Raw genomic sequence first — 23,021 nt, forward strand, 5'->3', positions numbered from 1 at the left:
CGGGTCCAGCGGCAGCGCACACACGAGCCTGCCCTCTGGGCTGACGCAGTTCTGGATCTCGCCCCGCTTCATGTATGCCACCGCAAGCTCTTCCAAGGCTCCCAGACGGTCGTGGCTGTCCGGCATGGAACGTTCAGCGAGCTCCACGGCCTCTGTGAGCAGAGTGATCGACTCGTCCACCTGTCCGAGCCTCAGCCGGTGAAACGCAAGCTGTCTGAGTATCGTCAGACGCCAGGTGTCTGTATCGTAGAGGGGACTCTCCAACTCGCCGGTCAGGTAGTCGAGCTGCCGAGTGCCGAAGTACGGGTCCCCCGACCCAGACAGCCTTGCGGCATACTCACGGAGGTCGGCTGCCCGGTCTTCCTCCATTTTCAGAGCAGGCTCCGGCGATATGTAGTCCACCACGACTGCCACGATGACCAGTCCCGCCAGACCCACCAGCACGAGCGCTGGCCCCATCCTCCCGACACTAAGCTCGAATGGCAATCAATCTCCCCATTCAGGGTTAAGGGGGTGGGTAGATCTAGCTACCAAGTTTGAAGTCCAATCAACGGCCCCCTCTCCCTCAGAGCCTGCCCCGTACTTGATACGGGGGAGAGGGTTGGGGTGAGGGTGAAACGCCGCCTACTGACCATACATAGTCACGCCGCGGTGGCCTTGTTGACCCTCGGCAGCACCTCGTTGGCCATCAGTTCAAGACACCGGAACCACTTGGGCCGGTCTTCAACCCAGTCGTGACACTGGAGCAGAAGCGTCCCGAAGCCGCCCACGTCATCGTACATATTCTTGATGCGGTGGGCGCACTCCTCCGGATCGCCGACGATCCAGAAGTTCTCGAGCATGTACTCGCGGGTCAGCTCGGCATCCGGCATCTCGGGATCGAGCTTCAGCCTATCCAGTCCCGGACCTCCGCCGCCGAACAGGGGAATCCAGTAGTCGTCGAAGAAGTTGCCTATCGGCCCGTTCAGCGCTTCATCTTTGGCCTTCTGGCCGTCGTCAGCCACGAAGATCTCGCGGGAGATGCGCCACTCCTCTGTCGGCACGGGCTTGCCGCCGCGTTTCGCGCCGCGCTCGAACACGGTGCGGTGACTGGGCAGGTACGTCTCGTGCATGAACGAGCTGCTTAGCGGGATCCAGCCCTTCTCGCCGACCATCTCAAGAGTGCTCGAGTAAGGGCTGCTGCCAGCCACGGCGATCTGCGGATGAGGGTCCTGGTACGGCTTCATGTGGAAGCCGATGCGGTTCTCGGGCTGGGCCTCATTCAGCTTCACGGTGTAGAACTGCCCGCTGTGCTCGAACGGCTCGCCCTCCCATATCTTGAGCACGAGGTCGATGCACTCAGCCATCCGCTCGCGGTGGGTTCCCTTGTCCTCGTCGATGTCGAAGAGCTCCGAGTCCACCGTCGAGCCTCCCGCGCCAACGCCCAGGTAGATGCGGCCCCTCGCCATGTGGTCGAGCTGTGAGATGCGGTGCGCGAGGTGCGCCGGATTGTGGAAGTGCGCGAGCGAGACCCCGGTGCCGAACGACATCTGCTCGGTGACCCCAAGCGCCCTCGCGATGAACAGCTCCGGCGACGGCATGTTCTCCCACGGCAGCAGGAAGTGCTCTCCGACCCACGCCTCTGAGTAACCGAGGCCGTCGGCGTACTCCACCAGTTCCAGGTCCTCCTGGTAGGTGTCCGCGTGAGGCCTGTCCGGGTAGTGCAGCGGCATGATGAACAGTCCGAGTTTCAATTGCATCTCCTCTTGGTAGCAGGGCGCCGGGCATGTCGCCCAATCGTAATCCAGAGCCATTGTAACCGCACGACGTAATAGCCTGCGAGACCCTCTGATTGACACTTGAACCATCTGTTCATATACTGCGGCGAGCGGCAGTTGGGGAGTGGGCGGGCCACAAGGTGAAGATTGGAATCTACTCGACCGAGGCTCTCCCCCAGTACTGCCGAAGATTGTGCTTAGACTCTGGGCAATGCCCAACAACTGTCCTCGCATGATCGAACGACCCCTACGCCCGCCCTCCTAGTCGCGGCATTCGACTTTACCCGGCACGGTGGCACTGACGCGCCGCTGTGAAACACCGATGTTAGTGTCCACCGACCTGTTGTGACCTCGTACCGATGCGCATACGAACACCAGGTGGGCACGAAGTCCCCTTTAGGTTGGGAACAAGTAGGAGAACTCTCATGGATTTCCGACGAAGACCGTCTATAGCCTTATATTTCGTACTCGTGCTGTTGATTGCGGTTGCCCTCGTGGCGACTGCCTGTGCGAGCGAGGAGGAGCCGGAAGAGGCCGCTCCAGCCGCGGCCCCTGCGGCTCAGGCCCCAGCTCCACAGGCGGCGGCTCCAGCACCAGCGCCCACCGAGACGCCGGTCCCGTTGGAGGCCACACCGATCATAGCGACCGCTGTTCCAGCGGCGCCCGCCGCCACTGGCGATCAGAAGTATGGAGGCACCCTCCGAAAGAGCGCGGGTGACGACCTCGTCCACTTCGACTTCATGATCCAGACCACCGTTCGTACCCAGCAGCGTGTCGGAGCCGCCTACAACCGCCTCTTCAGATACGCGTTCGATGAGAAGGGTGTAATCCTTCCAGACCTCGCTGAGGACTGGGATGCCTCGGGCGACGGTCTGACCTACAACATCACCCTGCAGGACGGCATCAAGTTCCACACGATAGAGGGCGTGCCCGGAAGCGGTACCGACCTCGATTGCCAGGACTCCGTTCACAGCCTGAACAAGTACCGCGACGTCGATACGAGCAGGAGAGCGAAGGACGTAGGCGCGATTGAGAGCGTCGAGTGCGGAGCCGGCTCGCAGGACATCGTCATCAAGCTGAGCCAGCCTGATGCCGGTCTGATCTCGATGCTGGCCGCTGGTTGGTCCTCGGTCTTCCCAAGTGAACTTCCCTACGAAGATCTTGAGACCACCGTCATTGGCACCGGGCCATTCGTCTGGCAGGGATACACCAAGGGCGGCAAGGCCGAACTCACCAAGAACCCCGACTACTGGCGCGATGGACTGCCCTACATGGACGGCATCGAGGACATCGTCTTCGCCGAGGAGACCGCATCGTTCGCTGCCTTCCGCGCGAAGCAGCTCGATATGAACTCCCTGATGCAGTACCTCTATCCTGAAGAGGGGAGGATACTCCAGGAGCAGGATCCCACCATCAATGTCTCCATTATCCCGCGTCTGTGGTGGCACAGCGTTTCCGGCCAGTTGTCAGACCCGGTGTGGGGCGACGTGAAAGTTCGTCAGGCATTCAACCTGGCTCTCGATCGCGGTCAGTCCACGCAGATCCTGAACCAGGGTGCCGGCGACACCGGTGGATGGCAGCCTCCGTGGAGCAAGTGGAGTCTGCCCCGTACGGAGCTGGATGAAAAGATCGGCAAGAAGGACGGCTCCGATATGGAGGACCGCAGAGAGCAGGCCAAGGCACTCCTGGCTGAGGCCGGTTACGACGAGGGCGAGCTCAAGCTCAATTGGCTGGTCCTGAACACCAGGGAGAGCAGGCTTACTCCCGCCTTCGCGCAGGATCAGTTGAAGCTCATCGGTGTTGAGATCGTACAGGACGTCGTGGACCGCGCAGCCTACACGGACAGGCAGGACCGCAAGGACTTCCAGCTAAGGAGTGCTGGAGGCGTAGCTCCAGTCCTGAACCCCAGCCTGTTCTACAGCAACATCTATCTGTGCGACGCATCGAACAACTTCAGCGGCTACTGCGACGATGAATTTGAAGAAATGTACAAGGAACAGCTCTCCGAACAGGACGAGGATGCGCGGCAGGAACTCGTCTGGGCAATGGAACGCAAGCTGTTCAACGACCTGCCCCACATTCAGATCAGATGGGTGGCCGAGGGCATGGCCTGGTGGCCGTGGGTCAAGAACTTCCACGACGTCGACCCCGCCTACTACAACAACGTGACCCTTGAAGAAGTCTGGATGGAAGACCGCTAGGCAGCAGTAGGGGCAGGTTCTGAACCTGCCCCTACATTAATGTCACCACCCAACGCCCCTCTCCTTTAGTGCGAGGTAGAGCGGCCAAAAGCCCCCTTTCCCTTGATGGTCTTCCAGGGGCAAGTAAGGGTACACAGACAGGCATGAACACCAGCCGACGGCCCCCTCTCCCTGGGGGAGAGGGTTGGGGTGAGGGCGAAAAGGTCGGATACATACCCCTTTAAGTTCCCTCGCGAATAGGACAAAAAGTGCGTAACTACATCATCAAGAGGCTCTTACTGGCGGTGGTCACCGTCTACGCCGTAGTTACGCTCGTGTTCGTCCTCATGCGCATGATTCCAGGCGACCCTGCGCTGATAGCCCTGGCTGAGCCAGGCAGGGGAGAAGCTATTCCGCAGGAGATACTGGAGAAGAAGCGAGAAGAGCTTGGCCTGAACCGGCCTCTCCACGTTCAGTACGCCTCGTGGCTGGTAAACTCACTCCGATTCGACTTCGGGGAGTCCTCCTGGGGCGGCGGAGATGTCGTCGACGAGTATGTCCAGAGACTGCCCATCTCCATCAACATGGTGGTGATCGCCAGCATCCTGACAGTCGTCATAGGAGTGCCCCTGGGCATCCTGTCTGCAGTGAAACAGGACACTGCAATCGACTACGTGGCCCGCATCATCTCGATTTCGGGCCTGTCGATGCCCAACTTCTGGGTCGCCGGCCTCATAATCATCTTCCTCTTACGTGTCTTTAACTGGCTGCCTCCGCTGGAATTCATTCCGTTCTGGGAAGATCCGCAGCGAGCCTTCGTTCAGGGTATCTTCCCCGCCTTTGCAGTCGCATTCGCCTTCATAGGCTCAACTGCCCGGATGGCGCGGTCCTCTTTCCTGGAGGTCATGCGGGAAGACTACATACAGGTGGCCAGGGCGAAGGGACTGGTTGAACGCCTGGTTATCCAGCGTCATGCGTTGAGAAACGCGATGTTGCCTGTCATTACGATACTGGGACTCCAGTTCGGCTTTGCGCTGGGAGGACTCGTGGTCGTCGAGGCGGCATTCAATCTTCCCGGGGCAGGTCGCTTCCTGCTCGATGCCACGATGAGGCGCGACTACAATGTTGTTCAGGCCAGTCTGTTCGCCATTGCGATCTTCGTTACCCTGGCTAACCTGATTGTCGACATTCTGTACGCTTGGCTCAATCCGCGCATACGGTACGAATAGACACGGAAGCCGTGTCAATTTGGCGGGGGACTGACTCCCTGTGGAATCTGGAGTCCCCCCTCCCTCAGGGCTGATAGGGGTAGGTATTCGCAAATCGTCATTCCGGCGGAGGCCGGAATCCAGGGGATAGGGGTGTCCTTCGACAATGTCAATCTACCTACCCCTGTAAGCTCCTTCAGGGAGAGGGTTGGGGTGAGGGTGAAAACACTGTCTGCCAAACTGACACAGAGTCCATAGACATGGGGTACGCCTGACTTGAGTAATCCAACTGACACAGGCATTGAGATCGTTCGCACAAGCCGCCTCACATCGGCTCTCAGAACCTCAAGGCGACTGATACGTCAGAAGCCCCTGGGCTTCGTGGGAGCTCTACTCCTCCTTTTCGTCGGTGTACTGGCGGTGCTGGCTCCATGGGTCGCGCCAGTGGACCCTAATACCCTCACTGTGGACTTTCTGCAAGGGCCATCCGCAGCTCACTGGCTTGGGACGGATACAACCGGCCGCGATGTCTTTAGCCGAGTAGTATGGGGCGGGCGTGTATCTCTACTGGTAGGTGTCACGGCCACCCTTCTGGGCACCGGTACGGGAGCAATCATCGCGGTGGTGACCTCGTACTGGGGAGGCAAGGTCGACATAATCGCCCAGCGGTTCATGGACATCCTGTGGGCGTTCCCATCCCTCATAGTCGCGATGGTGCTGGTATTTGTGATTGGCTCAAGTACACGCAACGTGATCTTCGCCATCAGCATTGTCGTCATTCCATCAGCGGCCCGCGTCGTGCGTTCGCAGGTGCTGTCGGTCAAGGAGATGGAATACACGACTGCTGCGCGCGCCATCGGCGCAGGCGACTGGCGCATCATGCTCCACCACATAACGCGCAACTGCATGGCGCCGTACATCATCGTGGCCAGCATCACCCTCGGCGGCGCAATCACCACAGAGGCCTCCCTGAGCTTCCTCGGGATGGGCATCCCGCCGCCCACGCCCTCATGGGGACGTGACCTCTTCGGAGCAGCCCGCCAGTACGCCGAGCTCGCCCCGTGGATGGCGATCGCCCCCGGCGTAGCCCTCAGCCTCGCCGTCTACGGCTTCAACCTCCTCGGAGACGCCGTCCGCGACGTCCTAGACCCCCGCCTGAGGAGCGCGTAGGCCAAGACACGCTCGCCGCTGGTTTTCGTCGCGCTTCTAGGTGTGCCATTCACATAGAGGGATTAAACATGCAGATGGCTGGTGACACTGAACGAGAGGCCGAGGCTATGGAGTGGATAGAGAGCACAGCCACTTAGAGTCACCTACCGAAATTGATAAGCTCCGTCCGAGAATTGCATGACGGGCGTCGAAAATGCTCGGAGGCTCTGGCGGTCTCAGGTCGGCAGAGTCCAGACGATACCAGAATGCGACATCCGCATCCTTGACCTCGATGAACCGTTCAAGGTCGTCGTCGATCATCCTCTGCGTGTCCGTGGTCATCTGATCATCTAGTTCGACTCCCGCAACCACCGGGTAGACGGCCAGCCCGGTTATCTCCCTCACGATCTTCGCGTTGTCGGTCGCCCTGACAATGTCCTTCTTCTCTACGGTGTAAGAGGCTTCCACAGTGATGTAGTACGACGGCGCTGCATCTTGGTCGGCCGCTAAGTCCTTCACCTCCGCCACGATGTCCGGCCGTCGGAACGCCCTCAATGCCCCCGGCTCCAGACCGAGTGCCCTTAGTGCCTCAATGTAAGTATCTACCCATATATCGAGCGTCCTTCTGGGTAGATGCCAAGTCTGTATCCTATCCTCATCCAAACCATGCCGGCGTGCGAAGAGAACTGCAATGTCCAGGTCGTCACTGTTCGCAGCCTGCTGAGCGTATGCTCCTCTGAAGCTGGATTGGGCTCGGACTTCACGTCTGTACGAGTCACCCAGACCATTGATGTCCATCTTGACTTCCTTAATGTCCACCTCGAGATTGTCCAGCCGTTTGTCGACCTGGTCTAATCGCTTGTCGACTTGGTCCAGCCGCCTGTTCGTCACTTCAGCGTGTTCCAGAAGTGCCGCGATGCCCTGCTCCAGTGTCGTGAGGCGTGTTGGCACTGACAGCAGCTCCTCTGTCAACAGCTCCCGTCTCACCGTCGCGCGGAACTCAGGGTTCTCTCGGAGGACCTGGATGAAGTCCTCCAGTGTGTTCATGGATGCCAATTCTTACTCCCTAGTTCCATTGTAGACCATCGATTTGACTTCGAGTGTAATGGCCCTTTGTCGTAGGTTCTTCCTCCCCACACACCATCCCCGTTCTGTGTAGAATGCACCTCAAGTTGCAACCCAAGTTAGACAGGACGGGAAATTGAAAGTCACAGACGTCAAAACGATGGTGATCGAGAACCTGCCGCCATACCGGGGAGGCAGGTACCTGCTGCTGCTGGAGGTCGAGACCGACGAGGGCATTACCGGCCTCGGTGAGAGGATCACCGGCAACACCTACTCCGACAGGCTCAGCGATCTCAAGTCGCAGATCAGCCTCATCAACGAAATGGCCAGTATGTACGTGGTCGGTGAGAACCCGTTCAACATCGAGCTGATATGGGACCGCATGTACAGCGCAAGGCACGACTTCCGACACCCCAGCCTGCAACTGACCCCCGTACTCAGCGCAATCGAGATGGCGCTGTGGGACATCGTGGGCAAGGCGGCCAACCAGCCCATCTACAACCTGCTCGGCGGACAGTACCACGAGAAGCTCCGCGCGTACGCATACATGCCTGAGGGCGGCTTCCGCGAGAACCCCGAGAAGGCTGGCGAGATCGCTCAGCAGCTTCTCGAAGAGGGCAACACCGCCTGTAAGCTCGACCCCTTCCAGCCGCTCTTCCCGATCCCCCGCGACATACCCCTCTGGGAGATCGAGAACGCGGCCAAGATATTCGAGAGCATCCGCAAGGCCGTCGGAAACAACTTCGAGGTTGGCATCGGCACTCACGGCCAACTCACCACCTACAGCGCGATCAGGGTGGCCGACTTCCTTGAGCCGTACCACCCGTTCTGGTTCGAGGAGCCTGTTCCCCCCGAGAACGTCGAGGAGATGGCCCGCGTTGCTGCGCACACCAGCATCCCGATAGCCACCGGCGAGCGGCTGATCACGAAGTACGAGTTCTCCAACCTGCTCGAGAAGCAGGCGGCCCAGATCATCCAGCTCGACGTCGGTCAGTGCGGTGGCATCATGGAGGCCAAGAAGATAGCCAGCATCGCCGAGGCGCACTACGCGATGATCGCGCCCCACATGGCCTGCGGACCCGTGGCCGGTGCGGCCGCGATCCAGGTCGACACCTGCTCGCCCAACTTCCTGATCCAGGAGGCCAACCAGGGCCCGCTCCACCACGTCATCTTCAAGGAGCCGCTCGTCTTCGAGAACGGCTTCATCACACCTCCGACAGGCCCCGGCCTCGGCATCGAGCTTGACGAAGACGTGATCAAGCGCATCGAAGTCGAGTAGTCCGATGATATCCCTCCTCATTAAGGAGTGAGGGTGAATAGCCTGCAGTCAACGAAATAGTCCCCTCTCCCTGAGGGAGAGGGTTAGGGTGAGGGGGAATAGTCAGCAAGCAACCTTCCTAAATCGATTCCTGCAAACCCAAGGGTAGAAAAATGCCTGTAGACCTGAACCGCAAGAACTGGAAGCCCGGAGATGGCTGGGAGAAAGCCATCGACGACATCAAGTATGTCCGGGGACTCGCCAAGGAGCTTGGCGGCCCCGAGCGAGTCAAGCGCCAGCACGACGGCGGACGCTACACGGTCCGCGAGCGGATCGAGAAGATGGCCGACCCCGGCAGCTTCCTCGAAGCAGGCCCCATGGTGGGAGCTGCCGAGTTCGACGATGAAGGCAACGTCATCGATTTCACCCCAGGCGCGTACGTAATGGGACTCGCGGAGTTGGACGGCAGGCCGGTCGCCATTGGCGGCGACGACTTCACCATCTCCGGCGGCAGTCCACACAACGTCCGCAAGGGCGCGCGAGATTTCACTCAGCCTCTGGCGATCCAGTACGGGATCCCTTATGTGCAGCTAGTCGAGGGCGTGGGGCACAGCTCGAAGTCAGACGAAGCCTCAGGGCACATGGGTCTGCCCGGTGGCGACCTCTGGTGGCGCAACGTAGAGCTTCTACGCCGCGTCCCCGTCGCCGCAGGCATCATGGGCTCGGTCGCAGGCGCCCCCGCCGCGTTCGCACTCCTGTCCCACTTCACCGTTATGGTGAAGGGACAGTCCCAGATTTTCCCGTCAGGCCCTCCCGTGGTGCGCCGCGCCATCGGCGAGATGCTAGACAAGGAGGAGCTCGGCGGACACCAGATGCACGTCCACGAGAGCGGCCAGGTGGACAACGAGGCCGAGTCCGAAGAGGACGCCTTCGAGCAGATCAAGAAGTTCATCTCGTACCTGCCGAATACCACCAACGACGTCGCTCCACGAGTCGAGACCGGCGACCCGCCCGACCGCAGGCCTGAGGAGCTGCTCAACATCATCCCGGCCAACCGCAAGCGCGCCTACGACCCGCGCAAGCTCATCAAGCTGGTGGTCGATAATGGCGAGTTCTTCGAGATGCGCCGTCACTGGGGTGGAGCGGTCATCACCGGCTTCGCGAGGCTGGATGGCTACAGCGTCGGCATCTTGGGCAGTGACCCGAGGTCGCTCGCAGGCGCGATGGACGGCTGGGCTGCTGAGAAGTACGCTCACTTCGTCGACCTGTGCGACGCATTCAACCTGCCCGTCGTGATATTCCTCGATATGCCCGGCTTCATGCTTGGCTCCCACGCCGAGCGCAAGGCCACCATGCGCAGGGGAGTCCGCGCCCTGATAGCGAGCGCGGAGGCCGAGGTGCCGAAGATCGAGTTCAACGTTCGCAAGGCCTACGGCGTAGCAGCCGACGCCCCGCACAGCCTCGGACACCCGAACGGGCTGAACCTCAGGTTCGGATGGCCCGCAGGCGAGTGGGGAGGCATTCCCATCGAGGGCGGAGTCGCAGCCGCCTACAGGCGCGAGATCGAGAACGCCCCTGATCCCGAGAAACACCGCGCCATGATCGAGGACCGCCTGCTGCGACTGCGCTCCCCGTTCCGAGCCGCTTACAAGGGAGACGTTGTCGACCTCATTGACCCGCGCGACACCCGGATGCTCGCGTGCAGGTACGTAAAGCTGGCCCAGCCCATGCTCGAGAAGCTGGCCCAGCGCCCCAAACGCGCCGTCCGACCATAGCCGAACACCAGAGCCTGGCAATTGGCCCCCTCTCCCTGAGGGTATACAGGGGCATGTAAGGATACACGGACAGTCATGAAACCAGCCAACGGCCCCTCTCCCTGAGGGTATACAGGGGCATGTAAGGATACACGGACAGTCATAAAACCAGCCAACGGCCCCCTCTCCCTGGGGGAGAGGGTTGGGGTGAGGGCAAAAACCTCGCCCTGAAACCATGAGAGAGGAAGTAGGAGGAAGTAGATGGAGTACCAAATCTGGCTCAACGGCGAGTATGCAGACCGAGACAAGGCGCAGATACCGATGCTTGACCGCGGATTCCGCATCGGAGACGTCGTCTTCGACACGTCCAGGACGTTCAACGGCTCAGTCTTCAAGCTGCGCGACCACCTGGACAGGCTCTATAGGTCGCTGAAGTACGTCAGAATCGATCCCGGCATGTCCATCGACGAGATGGAACGCATCACACTCGACGTGGTCGCACACAACGAGGACCTTCGCCGTGAGATGAACGACGACTACATGATCACCCAGATCGTCACCGGCGGTAACGGCCAGCGCGGAGATACCGATCCCAACATCTCCATATGGATAGACCCGCTCGGAGCTCCGCGATGGGCCCACGCCTACACCGGCGGCGCTCACGCCGTGATACCCAAGACCCGCGCATACCCATCAGAGGCACTCGACCCCAAGGTCAAGCACTACAGCCGCCTGAACTTCGTGCTGGCCGAGATGGAGGCCAGGGACGTCGACGAGAACGCGTTGCCCCTCCTGCTCGACATGGACGGCAAGGTCAGCGAGGGCACAGGAGCAAACTTCTTCATCGTCAACGACGGCACACTCAAGACGCCGCGCGACAGCTCCACGCTGCAGGGTGTGTCCAGGATGACTGTCATGGAGATCGCCGACACGCTCGGAATCCCGGCCGTAGAGGACGACCTGCAGCCCTACGACCTCTACACTGCCGACGAGGCGTTCTTCTGCAGCACGCCATACTCGATATTGCCAGTCGGCCAAATAGACAGGCGCGAGGTCGGCGACGGCGCCCCAGGCCCGATCACCAACCAGCTACTGGCCGCCTGGAGCGAACGCGTAGGCGTGGACATAGTAGACCAGCTACTCCGCATCGCCCGGACCCAGTAGGCACCTTCACTCAGCCAACTAGCCCCCTCTCCCTCAGAGCTGACAGGGGTAGGTATTCACAAACCGTCATTCCCGCGGAAGCGGGAATCCAGGGGCCGGGAGTGTCCTTCGACAAGCTCAGAGCCCGTCCCGGACTTGATCCGGGAACGAACTGCCGGTTTACCTACCCCCTCTCCCTCAGGGAGAGGGCTGGGGTGAGGGTGAATAGCCTGATCCACCCTCATCCCGATCTCCCGCTCATCCCCCCGGCGCGATCCCCGCAATATTCACATTCACGCTATACAACCCCGTCCGCGCCGTCACGAACAGCGTCCTGTAGTCGTCACCCCCGAACGCCACGTTCGCCGGTAGCTCAGGAAACACGATAGTCCCAAGGTGCTCAGCGTCCGGGCTGATCACCCACACGCCGCCCGCGCCCGTCACGTACAGGTTGCCCGCCGTGTCGACCTTCATCCCGTCCGGGCTTCCCTGCTCAGGCGTGTCCATGTCTATGAACACCCTGTCATTGGATAGCGACAGGTCGTCGTTCACGTCGAACGCCCGCACGTTGCGCCGCTCGGTGTCGTCGACGTACAGCACCGACTCATTTGGGGAGAACGCCAGCCCGTTCGGACGACCGAAGTCCGACTCCAGCATCGTGATGCTCCCGTCGCCGTCGACCCTGTACACGCCGTTGAACCCGATCTCAGCGTCCTCAGGCTGAATGCCATAAGGCGGATCGGTGAAGAACACGCTCCCGCTGGAGTGGACTACGAGGTCGTTCGGACTGTTCAGCCGCTTCCCGTCCCACTTGGACACCACGGTCTCCATCTGGCCGTCATCGGCCTGTCGCGAGACCTGCCTGCCCGTGTGCTCGCACGCCACCAGCCTGAGGTCGTGGTCGAATGTGAGCCCGTTCGAGTTGCGACTGGGCTGAAGATACGTCTCGACGTTTCCGTCAGGCGTGTACTTGACGATCCGGTTGGCCGGGATGTCGCTGAACAGCAGGTAGCCGTCCGGGTGCCACACCGGCCCCTCGGTGAAATTAAGGTCACCAATAAGCCTCTCAGGCTGCTGCTCCGGAACGATCTCGTTGAATGCTGAAGTCATCACTGCAAGTCCTCTGTTACTGCATTGGATTGGCTAACGCTCGCCCAATCGTCACAGGTAGTCACTCAGCGGTCAAGACGCCCCGTAGCATATACTGTCACCTATCACCCTATTGAATCTCTTAATCATGAGGAACTGCCAAATATGTCCGTCTTCATCTACGTAACCGCGGCCGGCGACGACCGCATCCTGATCTTCAGCCAGGACCCCGACTCCGGGGCGCTGGAAAAGCTCGACGAAGTCGAGGCTCCCGGACGACCGGCGCCGCTTGCCACCGACCCAAATCGCCAGTTCCTGTATGTCGCGAGGCGCGACGTCAACGAGCTTTCCAGCTACCGGATCGACTCCACGACGGGTGCCCTGACACTCCTGGGTTCCGCCCCGCTGGAGTCCGACCCCAACTACCTGTCCATCGACAAGACCGGACGCTGGCTGCTCTCTGCCTACTACAACGCCGGCAGGTGTGCCGTGCACCCTATAGACGACAACGGCCTCGTCCAGGCTCCGCCAGTCGAGTGGCGCGAGACGGGCAGGGGCGCGCACTGTATGCAGACCGACTCGTCCAACCGGTTCGCGTTCGTTCCCAGCATCGCCGGCGGTAACGGGCCCAACACCATCTTCCAATTCAGGTTCGACGACTCCACCGGTGAGCTGACGCCTAACGATCCCCCGAACGTCCCGCAGGACGGCGAGCTGGGCCCGCGCCACTACTGCTTCCATCCCACGCTGGACGTGCTCTACTTCTCCAACGAGCAGGGATGCAGCGTGACAGCGTACAACTTCGACTCAGACGCGGGCACACTCACGGCCTTCCAGACGCTTCCTACTCTTCCGACAGGATGGTCCGGCAGGAACTCGTGCGCGCAGATCCAGATCGCTCCCGATGGCGGGATGCTGTTCGCCCCGAACCGTGGCCACGACAGCATAGCCTGCTTCGCCATCGACCCTGACTCAGGCAGCCTCGAGAGGACGGCCATTGTGCCCTCCGAGCGCGTGCCCAGGGCGCTCAGTCTCGATCCGACCGGCCAGTTCATGTACGCCGCCGGCCTCGACTCCGGAAGGCTCGCCGCCTACAAGGTCAACAGGGCCTGGGGAGGCCTGGATCCCATCGCCGTCTACGACGTCGGCACGGAACCCATGTGGGTGCTGCCAATCAGCTTCTCCTGATTGCTGACCCTGACGCGCCGACACCTCGGGATCAAGTCGTATCTTACTTGGAAGGATGATGAGCAGATTCACTGATGCTGCTACCCAAATGGCCGATTCAGTAGAGCGATTTCATCGCCACTTCGGCATCGAAGCAAGTCGAGACGGGATCGACTATCATTCGCGGCTCACCCTGCTGATGGAAGAGGTCGGAGAACACGCCAACGCCATCAACAAGGGACATCCCGTTGAAGAGGTGCTGAAGGAGATGGCCGACATAGCCTACGTCGCCCTGGGTACCCTTGAGATGGCAGGCGACGACGGCGCACAGGCGATGATGCAGGTCGTCGACAAAAACAACAGCAAGACCACCACCACTCACAAGCTGAACCCCAACACCGGCAAGATCCTCAAATCATGATCTCCCAGAGGACACTCCCACCACCCCATCTCCCTCAGAGCCTGCCCCGTACTTGATCAATCACCAAAAGTTCGAAAGGCACCTAGATAAACTTCAGGTGCTCCGAACCCGTACAGTGCCCTACTCTACATAGAAATCAACGGCCGAACCATTGGAGGAGGAGAGGATTGACAACGGTCTCACAGGAGAAGATTGATTACGTCGAGGAAATTGCTAATCAGGGACTGCAAGTCTTGGTAGTTGAGGAAGAGTCTGCGGAGGAACTGCAGGGCGTCCTCAATGAACTTCGCAGGCAAGGATACGCTCGGATCGTTGGATTCTCGACTGCTGGAGTCCTTAGTGACATGAGCAAGGCTTGGCGATACACAGCAGTCGTACAGAAGACTGGTTCGACCGTTCGGGAAAATAAGATTCCGCGACGCTTGGGACACTAGTTCCCAAGGCTTGAAAAGGCTCCTCCTTTACGTTGCATAAACTCTGCAGTCAATTCTCTGGACCGCTGGATGTTCTAGTGAGACCCCCCCGTTTGCCCCTCGTACGTGGCCTAAGTATAATCACCTTGGCCCTGCGTGACTCGAGTTGTACAGGGCCGCTTTACAGATTAATCCCACTTCAGAGGTTGACCCAATATGGACCTTACGCTCAATGAGATTCAGACCATGCTCCAGACTTCCGCGCGAGAGTTCATGGAGGACCAGGTCCCCAAGACACGCGTACTGGAGATAGACGACAGCGAGGCCGGGTTCGACCCCAACCTCTGGGAGCAGATGTCCGAGCTTGGCTGGCCCTCCCTCGCCATCCCCGAAGAGTACGGAGGACTGGGTCAGGGATGGGTAGACCTTGGAGTCGTCTCCGAGGTCATGGGCTACTACGCCTGCCCCAGCCCGTTGCTTTCGTCGGCTGTACTTTCGGCCCAGGCGATCATGGCCGCCGGCTCCGAGGACCAGAAGCAGGCGATGCTTCCTCCCATCGCAGCCGGTCAGCAGATATTCACCCTCGCATACACCGAGCCTGACTACTCATGGTCCCCCAGATCCGTGCAGCTTCAGGCCTCCGCCAGCAACGGCGGATACGTGCTGAACGGCACCAAGCTGTTCATCCCCGACGCAAACGTCGCCGACCGCATCCTGGTCGTGGCGCGCACCTCCAACGGCGACTCGCCCGAGCAGGGACTCAGCCTGCTGGCAGTCGACCGCACCGCTCCTGGCGTGTCGGTCCGTGTCATGGACGGCTGGATCGGCCCCAAGGCGTGCGAGGTCAACTTCGAGAACGTAGCGGTCGACTCCGCTGACGTACTCGGAGAGCCCGGCGAGGCATGGGGCGCAATCGAGGCCGCGATGGACAGGGCGACTGCCGTCCTCTGTGCATTCATGGCCGGAGGCACCCAGGCCGTCTTCGACATGACCCGAGACTACAGCCAGAGTCGAATAGCCTTCGGTGTGCCCATCGGTACCTTCCAGCGTGTGCAGGACCACGTCATCGACGCGCTGACAGACGCCGACTCGGCCAAGTGGACCGCATTCGAGGCGCTGTGGCAGCTCGACGAGGGCATGGCTGACGCTCCGGTCGGAGTATCGACCGCCAAGTCGGTCGCCAGCCTCGGCTTCCCCCGGGCCTGCGACGCCGCTCACCACGTCCACGCCGGTATCGGCGCGGACCTCGAGTACGGCTTGACCCAGTACACCAAGCGCGCCCGCACTCTCCAGCACTACCTCGGCGACCACGTGTACCACAAGGCCCGCATGGCCCGCCTCCTCTCCATGGCTGGCTAGCCTGGAAGGAGTTCCATGGTAGACCTATCGCAGATCAAGGCCCTGACATTCGACGTCGGTGGCACTGTGTTCGACTGGCGAGGCACCATCGAGGCCGAAGTCACCGAACTCGCCAAGCAGCAGGGCGCTGACAGCCTGGACGTCACGGAGTTCGCCATCGACTGGCGCAGGGGCATGTTCGCCAAGCTGGCGCGCGTACGATCGCGTGAGCTCCCCTGGATGAACGCCGACGACCTCCACAGAAGCGTGCTCGACGACGTTCTGGACAAGCATACTGCCCTCACGCTATCCGAGTCCGAGCGGGACGAACTTAACAACGTCTGGCACCGGCTCAACGCCTGGCCGGACGCTCCCGCCGCCATCGAGAGGCTGCGCAGCCGCTACACAGTTGTCGTGCTGACCGTGCTGAGCTGGTCGATCGCGGTCGACTGCTCCAAGCACAACGGCATCGACTGGGACGGCATCCTGTCCTGCGAGTTCCTCGGCGACTACAAGCCCGACGCAGCCGCGTACCACGCAGGAGTAAGGCTGCTCAGGCTGGAGCCGAGTCAAGCGATGATGGTAGCCGCCCATCCCGGAGACCTCGGCGCAGCGGTGGCCGCAGGCCTGCACTCCGCATTCGTAATGCGAGAGGGCGAGACCCACATCCTGACAGGCCCCGCCGGCGAACCCGAAGAGTACGACGTCAACGCCAAAGATTTCCCCGAGCTGGCAGACCTGCTGCTCGCGTAGGACTCTTATAGGTTGCCTGGGACGTCCCTTCTCCCTCAACATCCGTCATTCCCGCGAAAGCGGGAACCCACGAAGTGGCTCGCCGCTCGGCAATCCATGGGGGTGAGGCGAGCCCTCCTACACAAACGTCAGCACCCTAGCCGCATTCTCCCTTGTCAGCGCCCTTATCTGGTCGTCCGTAAACCCGCGACGCCTCATCCTGGGCACGATGTTCTGGAAGATGTGTGCGTACCCATGCCCGCCGTACTTGATCTGACGGTGCCGGGTGCAGATGTCGTGAGCCATGACGACACGGTCGTCGCAGCCCAGCTCGTCCACGACCCGCTTTATGACGTCCATGCGCTGGCCGTCCGACGGCATGTCCATGTCCGACAGCGGGTAGTGGCTGGACTCGTTGCCGAACAGGTCCCACTCCAGGTAGCAGCCAGTCTCCGACAGCGACCTGAATGTGTCGAACTCGGCTATAGTCCGGTCGAGGTGACCCATGATGACGCGCCCGATGTCAGCTCCGGCCTCGTCCAGTATCTCGAGGATCTGCATCGGCGCAGTCTCGTGTCGGCCAGGGTGGATTAGGATCGCTGCCCCGGTCTCCTGCTGTGCGACCGCCGACGCCCGCAGCGACTTGCGCTCGTTGTCCGTGAGGGGCCATGTGCATCCGACCTCGCCGATGATGCCTGCGCGCACGCCGGTCCCGACGGCCCCGCTCTCGATGTCCTCGACGATCCGTCTGACCAAGTCATCCTCGGTGCGTGAGTCCATCCCTGGCGGATGTACGGCGTCGACGTAGAAGCCGGCGCCCATGACCACATGGATCCCGGCCTCCCGCGCGACACGCGCAAGCCCATTGGGATCGCGGCCGATGCCGATTGTCGTTGCGTCCACTATCGTCCCGCCGCCCGCGGCCTTGAACGCTATCGCCTCTTCGACGGCGGTGTCCACGTCGGTCAGCAGCAGGTTGGGCATGCTCGAGTAGTGGTTGTAGGCTATCCAGCCGCGATTTGCGAGGGTGATCTCCTCGTGCGCCAGCCTCTGCGCCTCTGCACCCTCCGGCTCCCTGAACATGAAGCTGAAGTCGATGATCAGGTGCTCGTGAGTGGTCGTCGGCCCGAGGGCGGACGGCTCCACCGGCCCGAGCACGGTCTGGACTTTACCTTTGGTTGCGCTGCTGGACACGTCGGGTCACCTCGTAAGGGAGTGAAAATCCCCTCTCCCTCAGGGAGAGGGTTAGAGCCTGCCCCGGACTTGATCCGGGGGTGAGGGTGAAACGACATTCACTCCTCCCCGTGCAGTTCTCCCCTGCATGAGTGATTCTATACCAGCATCAATCCACGCGTCTGAACCCGGGATAGAACACCCCAAAGAGCAGCGTGATGACCGCCAGCAGAATACCGCTTATCATCAGCGAGTCAGGTGTGCCTGTGTACTCCGCCAGCAGACCGAACGGCACAGAGCTGAGAGGCATCGCACCGAACGTCATCATCGCGATGCTCATCATGCGGCCACGCATCTCCGGCGCGGCGAGCACCTGCATCATGGTCATCGTCAGCGACATCGACACCGAGCTGATCGCTCCGATGACCAGCAGGAACGGTATCGACACCCCGTAGTTCGTCACCTGCGAGAACAACGCCAGGGAGACGCCCCACAGGAAGGCGGACCCGATCAGCCACAGCCCCCTGCGCTTCACGTTGGGAGCGGCGGCGAGGCCGAGCGTTCCCACCAGCGCGCCCACGCCCATGATTCCCATCAGGCCGCCGAGGTCTTCTGATCCTACGTTAAGCGCTTCCCGCGCCCACGCCGGCAACAGCGCGTAGTATGAGAATCCGAACAGCGTTGTGACCAGCACCAGGATGATAACGCCCAGTCGTGCGCGGTCTCCGGAAGCGTACTTCAGTCCCTCTACGATGTCACCGCCCACGCTCTTGCGGGAGGACGATGCGGGCGTCTTTCCGGCGTCGACCATCATTGTGGATATCACGGAGAACACGTAGATCGCGCCCACTGTGAAGAACACCCCATGCGTACCGACGAACACGATCATGAATCCCGCCACGGCGGGCCCGACGATGCGAGTCAGGTTCATTCCCGAGTTGTTCAGGCTGATGGCGTTCATCAGGCTCTTTTCAGGAACGACCTCCGACAGCATCGCCTGGCGGCTCGGCATGTTGAACGTCATCAACGACCCGTTGATGAACCCGATCACCAGCACGTGCCAGAACTGCACCGCCCCTGTAAAGTCCAGCAGCCCGATGATGATCGTCATCACCGCGTTGCCAGTCTGAGAAATGATTACGAGGTACTTGCGTGGAAGCCTGTCTGCGAGCGCACCGCCAAGCGGAGACACGAGAGTCATCGGCAGCGAAAAGCTCGCCATGACCCACGCAAGCGCGACCGGAGAGTCGTCCGTGAGCCGCAGTACCAGCCATGCCCGCGTGATCATCTGCATGTTCATCGCCAGGAACGACACGAACGAACCGGCGACCATCCAGCGGAAGTCGCGGTACTGCATCGATTCGAACATCGCGTACCGGCGAGGGGAGAATACCGAGGGCTTGGTGACCTCTTCCGACGGCGCGGAGGTATCCTCTGGAGTCAGAGTACGTTGGTCCAAGGTCTACCGCGCGCTGAAGATGAATTGCAGAAACGGAGTGCAGGTCACAGTGAATCAGACTACACCCGCCGCGCCAGCCGGGTCAACAAAGATTCTTCGCCCTGGCAGTTCCCCAATCGCTACCTGAACACCCGTCATTCCCGCGAAAGCGGGAATCCACTTACCCCAGTGGACATCTAGGCGATGTAGAGGATTGGTAAACCCACACCCCGTTCGTCCTGAGCTTGTCGAAGGACATCCCCATCCACTGGATTGCCGAGCGGCGAGCCACTTCGTGGGTTCCGGCCTTCACCGGAATGACGATTTGCGAATACCTATCCCCGCATTACTCCCAGAACCCTCTCCAGGTTCGCCAGGTACTCCGCATACGCCTGACGACCCTCGGGCGTAGCCTCCACCCACGTATGCGGTCTGGAGTCGCCTAACTCCTCTTTGACTGTCGCCAGGTACTCCGCATCCTCCAGCTTTCGCAGGTGTGTGGTCAGGTTGCCGCCGGTCAGGCCCAGCGTCTTCTGGATGAAGCCGTACGCGACTCTGTCCCCATCCGCCTGCGACACCAGCATCGTCATGATTCGCAGCCGCGTGGACTGGTGAATCGTCTCGTCGAGGACTATGGCCTCTTCATCGATCACGCCACGTCGCTCCTGCGAATCCACGCCCAGCCCAGTAGGATGACCGCCAACGTGGCGACTCCGGTGACTAGCAGGGCGGCATCGCCCGCAAGGTAGCTGGGGATGTAGTACGCCGCGGCGATACCCACGCCCACGACCGCGATCGCCGGACGGTGCATGATGCCGAACAGGACGTACCCCAGCGCGATTATCCCGATGGCGACTCGTGTAACGTTGTGGCCGTTCTCCGCGTTCCACAACCCCGCAGCCAGCGGGAGCAGGAACGCAGCCGCCACGATTGCCATCCAGAACAGGAACACCCTGATGCCGGCGTTACGAGCCGCGTCTCCGACTGCGACCTTACTGCTGGCGCGGTTCCCTATGATGGGGCTGCTCACCATACCCACAGCGCACAGGGAACCCCAGAGAATCGCGTAGGTCCAGGGCCTGCTATCCATAAATCCAGGTGCCTGATTCACAGCGAAGTACATTACGAGAAGACCCACCGACGTAATCGCTCCCCAGAGAAGCAGAATCGTCGCCGACCCAGCGACGTACATCGAGCTCCTGACCCTGTCCATCGTATCCTGAATCGCCCCCCAGCTCTCCTCCGGCGTCAACGCCGTCGCCTCACCGTCCGATCTCTGCATGGCACACCTTCCTGTGTTCAGACGGGCCTACGCCCATCAGTTAGTTTGCGACACAAACTAATATGCATGAAGTTTGTTTGCGATGCAAACTAAGGGGTCGTGGTGGGTGTTGTGTGAGGTAATTAGGCGGCGACTAACAGGGGTAGGTATTCGCATATCGTCATTCCGGAGAAGGCCGGAATCCAGAGATGTGTGGGTGGTGTCCAGTAGGTTGGAGTCGGACCTTTCGCCCTCACACGCCACGGCGCATCTACGACCCCAACCCTCTCCCCCAGGAGAGGGGGCCATTGGTTCTGGATGATGCGGAGATGCGCAGGGCGAGGTTTTCACCCTCTCCCGTCAAGGGAGAGGGGGTTAGTTGAGTGAGTTTCGAGCTTGTCTGCACACCCTTACCTACCTCTATCAGTCCGTCAAGGGAGAGGAGGGTCAGTAGTGGTGGGCGTTGGGGTCCCAGTTGATTTGGGGGGGACTGCCGTGGACCTCGCACTCTGGGTCCTTGCAGGCGGTGAATGACTGGAAGTACTCCTCGTCTATGGTGGCGGTGTATGCGTCGAAGTCCGGGTGCTGGCACTCTTCCATGAACTCGTACCGGGGGGTGTCGTATATGGCCAGCCAGTAGTCGACATCCCTTGCGATGTCGATGCGAGGATCGATCTCCTGGTCCGGCTGCTGCTCACGTCCGTCCAGGACTGCTGTGTTCGCAGCGGGGGCGGGTGTGACGGCCTGTGTGGGAGTGGATGGGACTCTCTGGTGTGTCTTGCGAGGCTGACGCCTCGTCGAGTTCGATCCTGGGGGCTTGGGCAGGGGCCTGCTGGGGCTCTTGCCGTATGCGCGGTTGAGGAGCTCTTTCGCTGCCCATACGCGGTGTCCGACGTTGATGCCCTCGATCTCTCCCTTTACAACGTCGATGAGGAACTGGCAGATCTCGCGTCCGCCATCGGACCTCTGCTTGATGTAGGAGGAGATAGCGGGGTCAATCTCGACTTCGCCCCACTCCTCGTCAGAGACGTCCGGCGTGTTGTCGGTGATGAAGTCGTCAGCGTCCTCATGTCCGTAGATGGTGAGCAGTCTGGCGGCTGTGAGCCTGTGGCTGATCTTGGTGCCGTCGAGGCGTCCTTCCATGACGTCGATGAGGACGCGTGCGACGTTGTGGCCGTCGTTGGTGTTGTCTCTGATGTATTGAGATAGGGTCATGGTTGGGAGCCATGATAGAATATATGTTCTTATGGGGTCAAGGGGGCTGTATGAACTGAGAGACTTTCTAAAGTATGTTTCCCAGGCCAGGGCCCAAGAATCCGGTTAATCAGCGTTACGAATATCGTAACCTTGATGCCACCCTCAGGGCAGTCGTTCATGACGAGTGTCTTCTGAAGGTCCATCCTTTCTGGGACGGGCGGGACGTGATGGTATTAACTGTTGCCACGCACGGACTCAACTAACTGTTTGCAAACGCCTGACCATAAGGTCTTTTACAACCCCATGTGAGTATGGGCGGAGTCGGCAATCCCTGCGTCGACACAAGGGAGAGAGGGCCAACTCTGGTCAGAATGACATGTCGCGATGTCGTCGTGTCATGAATGCGGCTGCCTCGTGGCGACTGTCCACCCCCAGCTTTCTCAGGATGTTGCTGACGTGGTTCTTGACGGTGCTTTCACTGATGTAGAGACCCTCGGCGATCTTTATATTCGTCCGGAACTCGACCAGCATGGCGAGCACTTCCCTCTCCCTTTTGGACAATGGCACATCCGGTTGTGATTCAGCAGGTGTCATCTGGCCGGGATTTTCGGAAAGCTGCTCTCCCATGGCCAGTGTCTTGAGGTTTGCAACAACCCGCCCGGTGAGGGCGGGGTCAAGAAGGGTCTCCCCTCTAGCGGCTGCCCGCACCGCATGGAGCAGTTCACCGGGGCCACCGTTCTTGAGCAGAAAGCCGTGGGCACCTGCCAGTATGGAAGCCGTCGCAGCCTGCTCATCGTCAAACGATGTTAGCATCACCACGTTCACGCCCGGCACCCTGTCCCGTATCAGGCGACATGCCTCTATTCCGTCCATGCCGGGCATACGGACGTCCATCAGCACCACGTTTGGCATAGTCCTTTCGGCGTCCAAGACGGCCGACTCACCATCCCTGTAGTCTCCAACTACGTCGATGTCCTCTTCGAACTCAATTGTAGACTTCAGCCCCATCCGAATTGGGTCGTAGTCGTCAACTATCATCAGTTTGATGGGCTTCATTGGTGGCCTATCTCCACATGCGATCTTATTCTTCGGTTCACGACGGATAGTACACCCATCGCCCGTGTCCGCGCTCGCCGATCATGGGCTGCACATCTCCAGCACCAGAACATTTGACGTAGGTCTTCCGACCCATATCAGGGTGTTCCGCGTCAACCATTCTTGCCGGTTGTGCGACATTCATTCTTGCCGGTCTGATTCCACTTCTGTCAGTCGGTTCTG

Annotated in this window: 22 protein-coding genes; 11 read left to right on the top strand and 11 right to left on the bottom strand. The window is 60.5% G+C overall.

What is annotated here, in order from left to right; all coding sequences use genetic code 11:
* Both J4G14_10100 and J4G14_10105 read right to left on the bottom strand, forming a co-directional pair.
* The coding region (locus J4G14_10100) for a tetratricopeptide repeat protein (GenBank protein MCE2458152.1) at positions 1-486 on the bottom strand (486 nt) is incomplete at its 3' end.
* A gap of 155 nt (positions 487-641) precedes the next feature.
* Positions 642-1,733 carry an LLM class flavin-dependent oxidoreductase gene (locus tag J4G14_10105; protein MCE2458153.1) on the bottom strand — a complete coding sequence of 364 codons (1,092 nt, stop codon included), beginning with the start codon at positions 1,731-1,733 and terminating at the stop codon, positions 642-644.
* A 449-nt stretch (positions 1,734-2,182) separates the two neighbouring features.
* On the opposite strand from J4G14_10105, the gene J4G14_10110 reads away from it, so the two are divergent.
* From J4G14_10110 to J4G14_10120, 3 genes are all read left to right on the top strand, one after another.
* Positions 2,183-3,958, top strand: coding sequence for an ABC transporter substrate-binding protein (locus J4G14_10110; GenBank protein MCE2458154.1), 1,776 nt, complete (start codon positions 2,183-2,185; stop codon positions 3,956-3,958).
* Positions 3,959-4,206: 248 nt separating this feature from the next.
* Positions 4,207-5,166, top strand: coding sequence for an ABC transporter permease (locus J4G14_10115; GenBank protein MCE2458155.1), 960 nt, complete (start codon positions 4,207-4,209; stop codon positions 5,164-5,166).
* A gap of 255 nt (positions 5,167-5,421) precedes the next feature.
* A complete protein-coding gene (locus tag J4G14_10120) occupies positions 5,422-6,315 on the top strand; it encodes an ABC transporter permease (protein ID MCE2458156.1) in 894 nt (297 codons plus the stop codon).
* A gap of 105 nt (positions 6,316-6,420) precedes the next feature.
* On the opposite strand, the gene J4G14_10125 is transcribed toward J4G14_10120, so the two are convergent.
* Complete coding sequence (locus J4G14_10125) at positions 6,421-7,350, bottom strand: hypothetical protein (GenBank protein ID MCE2458157.1); 930 nt, start codon at positions 7,348-7,350, stop codon at positions 6,421-6,423.
* Positions 7,351-7,495: 145 nt separating this feature from the next.
* Between J4G14_10125 and J4G14_10130 the strand changes: the two genes are divergently transcribed.
* From J4G14_10130 to J4G14_10140, 3 genes are all read left to right on the top strand, one after another.
* On the top strand, positions 7,496-8,638 hold the full coding sequence (locus J4G14_10130; GenBank protein MCE2458158.1) for a mandelate racemase/muconate lactonizing enzyme family protein: 1,143 nt from the start codon (positions 7,496-7,498) through the stop codon (positions 8,636-8,638).
* A 152-nt stretch (positions 8,639-8,790) separates the two neighbouring features.
* Entirely contained in the window at positions 8,791-10,392 is a 1,602-nt protein-coding gene (locus J4G14_10135; GenBank protein ID MCE2458159.1) for a hypothetical protein, read from the top strand.
* A gap of 240 nt (positions 10,393-10,632) precedes the next feature.
* On the top strand, positions 10,633-11,535 hold the full coding sequence (locus tag J4G14_10140) for an aminotransferase class IV (GenBank protein MCE2458160.1): 903 nt from the start codon (positions 10,633-10,635) through the stop codon (positions 11,533-11,535).
* A gap of 237 nt (positions 11,536-11,772) precedes the next feature.
* Here the strand turns inward: J4G14_10140 and J4G14_10145 are convergent, their stop codons facing one another.
* A complete protein-coding gene (locus tag J4G14_10145) occupies positions 11,773-12,624 on the bottom strand; it encodes an SMP-30/gluconolactonase/LRE family protein (protein ID MCE2458161.1) in 852 nt (283 codons plus the stop codon).
* A 144-nt stretch (positions 12,625-12,768) separates the two neighbouring features.
* Between J4G14_10145 and J4G14_10150 the strand changes: the two genes are divergently transcribed.
* The 5 genes from J4G14_10150 (at position 12,769) to J4G14_10170 (ending at position 16,695) form a co-directional block, all read left to right on the top strand.
* Positions 12,769-13,791 (top strand): lactonase family protein, encoded by a 1,023-nt coding sequence (locus tag J4G14_10150; GenBank protein MCE2458162.1) that lies wholly within the window; start codon positions 12,769-12,771, stop codon positions 13,789-13,791.
* Positions 13,792-13,849: 58 nt separating this feature from the next.
* Positions 13,850-14,191, top strand: a complete 342-nt coding sequence (locus J4G14_10155; protein ID MCE2458163.1) for a nucleoside triphosphate pyrophosphohydrolase family protein — start codon at positions 13,850-13,852, stop codon at positions 14,189-14,191.
* A gap of 167 nt (positions 14,192-14,358) precedes the next feature.
* Positions 14,359-14,625: a hypothetical protein gene (locus J4G14_10160; GenBank protein ID MCE2458164.1), complete on the top strand. Its 267-nt coding sequence runs from the start codon at positions 14,359-14,361 to the stop codon at positions 14,623-14,625.
* Between the two features lie 195 nt (positions 14,626-14,820).
* Positions 14,821-15,963, top strand: a complete 1,143-nt coding sequence (locus J4G14_10165; protein ID MCE2458165.1) for an acyl-CoA/acyl-ACP dehydrogenase — start codon at positions 14,821-14,823, stop codon at positions 15,961-15,963.
* A gap of 15 nt (positions 15,964-15,978) precedes the next feature.
* Positions 15,979-16,695: a haloacid dehalogenase type II gene (locus J4G14_10170; protein ID MCE2458166.1), complete on the top strand. Its 717-nt coding sequence runs from the start codon at positions 15,979-15,981 to the stop codon at positions 16,693-16,695.
* 117 nt (positions 16,696-16,812) lie between these two features.
* Here the strand turns inward: J4G14_10170 and J4G14_10175 are convergent, their stop codons facing one another.
* From J4G14_10175 to J4G14_10205, 7 genes are all read right to left on the bottom strand, one after another.
* Positions 16,813-17,868, bottom strand: coding sequence for a phosphotriesterase-related protein (locus J4G14_10175; GenBank protein MCE2458167.1), 1,056 nt, complete (start codon positions 17,866-17,868; stop codon positions 16,813-16,815).
* A gap of 148 nt (positions 17,869-18,016) precedes the next feature.
* On the bottom strand, positions 18,017-19,306 hold the full coding sequence (locus J4G14_10180) for an MFS transporter (protein ID MCE2458168.1): 1,290 nt from the start codon (positions 19,304-19,306) through the stop codon (positions 18,017-18,019).
* 314 nt (positions 19,307-19,620) lie between these two features.
* The gene (locus tag J4G14_10185) at positions 19,621-19,938 is read right to left on the bottom strand and encodes a transcriptional regulator (protein MCE2458169.1); all 318 of its coding nucleotides are present in this window, start codon (positions 19,936-19,938) and stop codon (positions 19,621-19,623) included.
* Positions 19,935-20,567 (bottom strand): hypothetical protein, encoded by a 633-nt coding sequence (locus tag J4G14_10190; GenBank protein ID MCE2458170.1) that lies wholly within the window; start codon positions 20,565-20,567, stop codon positions 19,935-19,937. The genes J4G14_10185 and J4G14_10190 overlap by 4 nt, the downstream gene beginning before the upstream one ends.
* A 426-nt stretch (positions 20,568-20,993) precedes the next feature.
* Positions 20,994-21,761 carry a hypothetical protein gene (locus J4G14_10195; GenBank protein ID MCE2458171.1) on the bottom strand — a complete coding sequence of 256 codons (768 nt, stop codon included), beginning with the start codon at positions 21,759-21,761 and terminating at the stop codon, positions 20,994-20,996.
* Between the two features lie 348 nt (positions 21,762-22,109).
* Positions 22,110-22,799, bottom strand: coding sequence for a response regulator transcription factor (locus J4G14_10200; protein ID MCE2458172.1), 690 nt, complete (start codon positions 22,797-22,799; stop codon positions 22,110-22,112).
* A 37-nt stretch (positions 22,800-22,836) separates the two neighbouring features.
* The coding region (locus tag J4G14_10205) for a hypothetical protein (protein MCE2458173.1) at positions 22,837-23,021 on the bottom strand (185 nt) is incomplete at its 5' end.

Source organism: Dehalococcoidia bacterium, assembly GCA_021295915.1.
GTDB lineage: Bacteria > Chloroflexota > Dehalococcoidia > Lucifugimonadales > UBA1123 > VXRN01.

What these genes read in the sequence shown, in the direction of transcription:
- J4G14_10110 (MCE2458154.1), top strand. Translation starts at nt 2,183, where the DNA reads ATGGATTTCCGACGAAGACCGTCTATAGCCTTATATTTCGTACTCGTG.
- J4G14_10135 (MCE2458159.1), top strand. Translation starts at nt 8,791, where the DNA reads ATGCCTGTAGACCTGAACCGCAAGAACTGGAAGCCCGGAGATGGCTGG.
- J4G14_10140 (MCE2458160.1), top strand. Translation starts at nt 10,633, where the DNA reads ATGGAGTACCAAATCTGGCTCAACGGCGAGTATGCAGACCGAGACAAG.
- J4G14_10145 (MCE2458161.1), bottom strand. Translation starts at nt 12,624, where the DNA reads ATGACTTCAGCATTCAACGAGATCGTTCCGGAGCAGCAGCCTGAGAGG.
- J4G14_10150 (MCE2458162.1), top strand. Translation starts at nt 12,769, where the DNA reads ATGTCCGTCTTCATCTACGTAACCGCGGCCGGCGACGACCGCATCCTG.
- J4G14_10155 (MCE2458163.1), top strand. Translation starts at nt 13,850, where the DNA reads ATGAGCAGATTCACTGATGCTGCTACCCAAATGGCCGATTCAGTAGAG.
- J4G14_10165 (MCE2458165.1), top strand. Translation starts at nt 14,821, where the DNA reads ATGGACCTTACGCTCAATGAGATTCAGACCATGCTCCAGACTTCCGCG.
- J4G14_10170 (MCE2458166.1), top strand. Translation starts at nt 15,979, where the DNA reads ATGGTAGACCTATCGCAGATCAAGGCCCTGACATTCGACGTCGGTGGC.
- J4G14_10190 (MCE2458170.1), bottom strand. Translation starts at nt 20,567, where the DNA reads ATGCAGAGATCGGACGGTGAGGCGACGGCGTTGACGCCGGAGGAGAGC.
- J4G14_10195 (MCE2458171.1), bottom strand. Translation starts at nt 21,761, where the DNA reads ATGACCCTATCTCAATACATCAGAGACAACACCAACGACGGCCACAAC.
- J4G14_10200 (MCE2458172.1), bottom strand. Translation starts at nt 22,799, where the DNA reads ATGAAGCCCATCAAACTGATGATAGTTGACGACTACGACCCAATTCGG.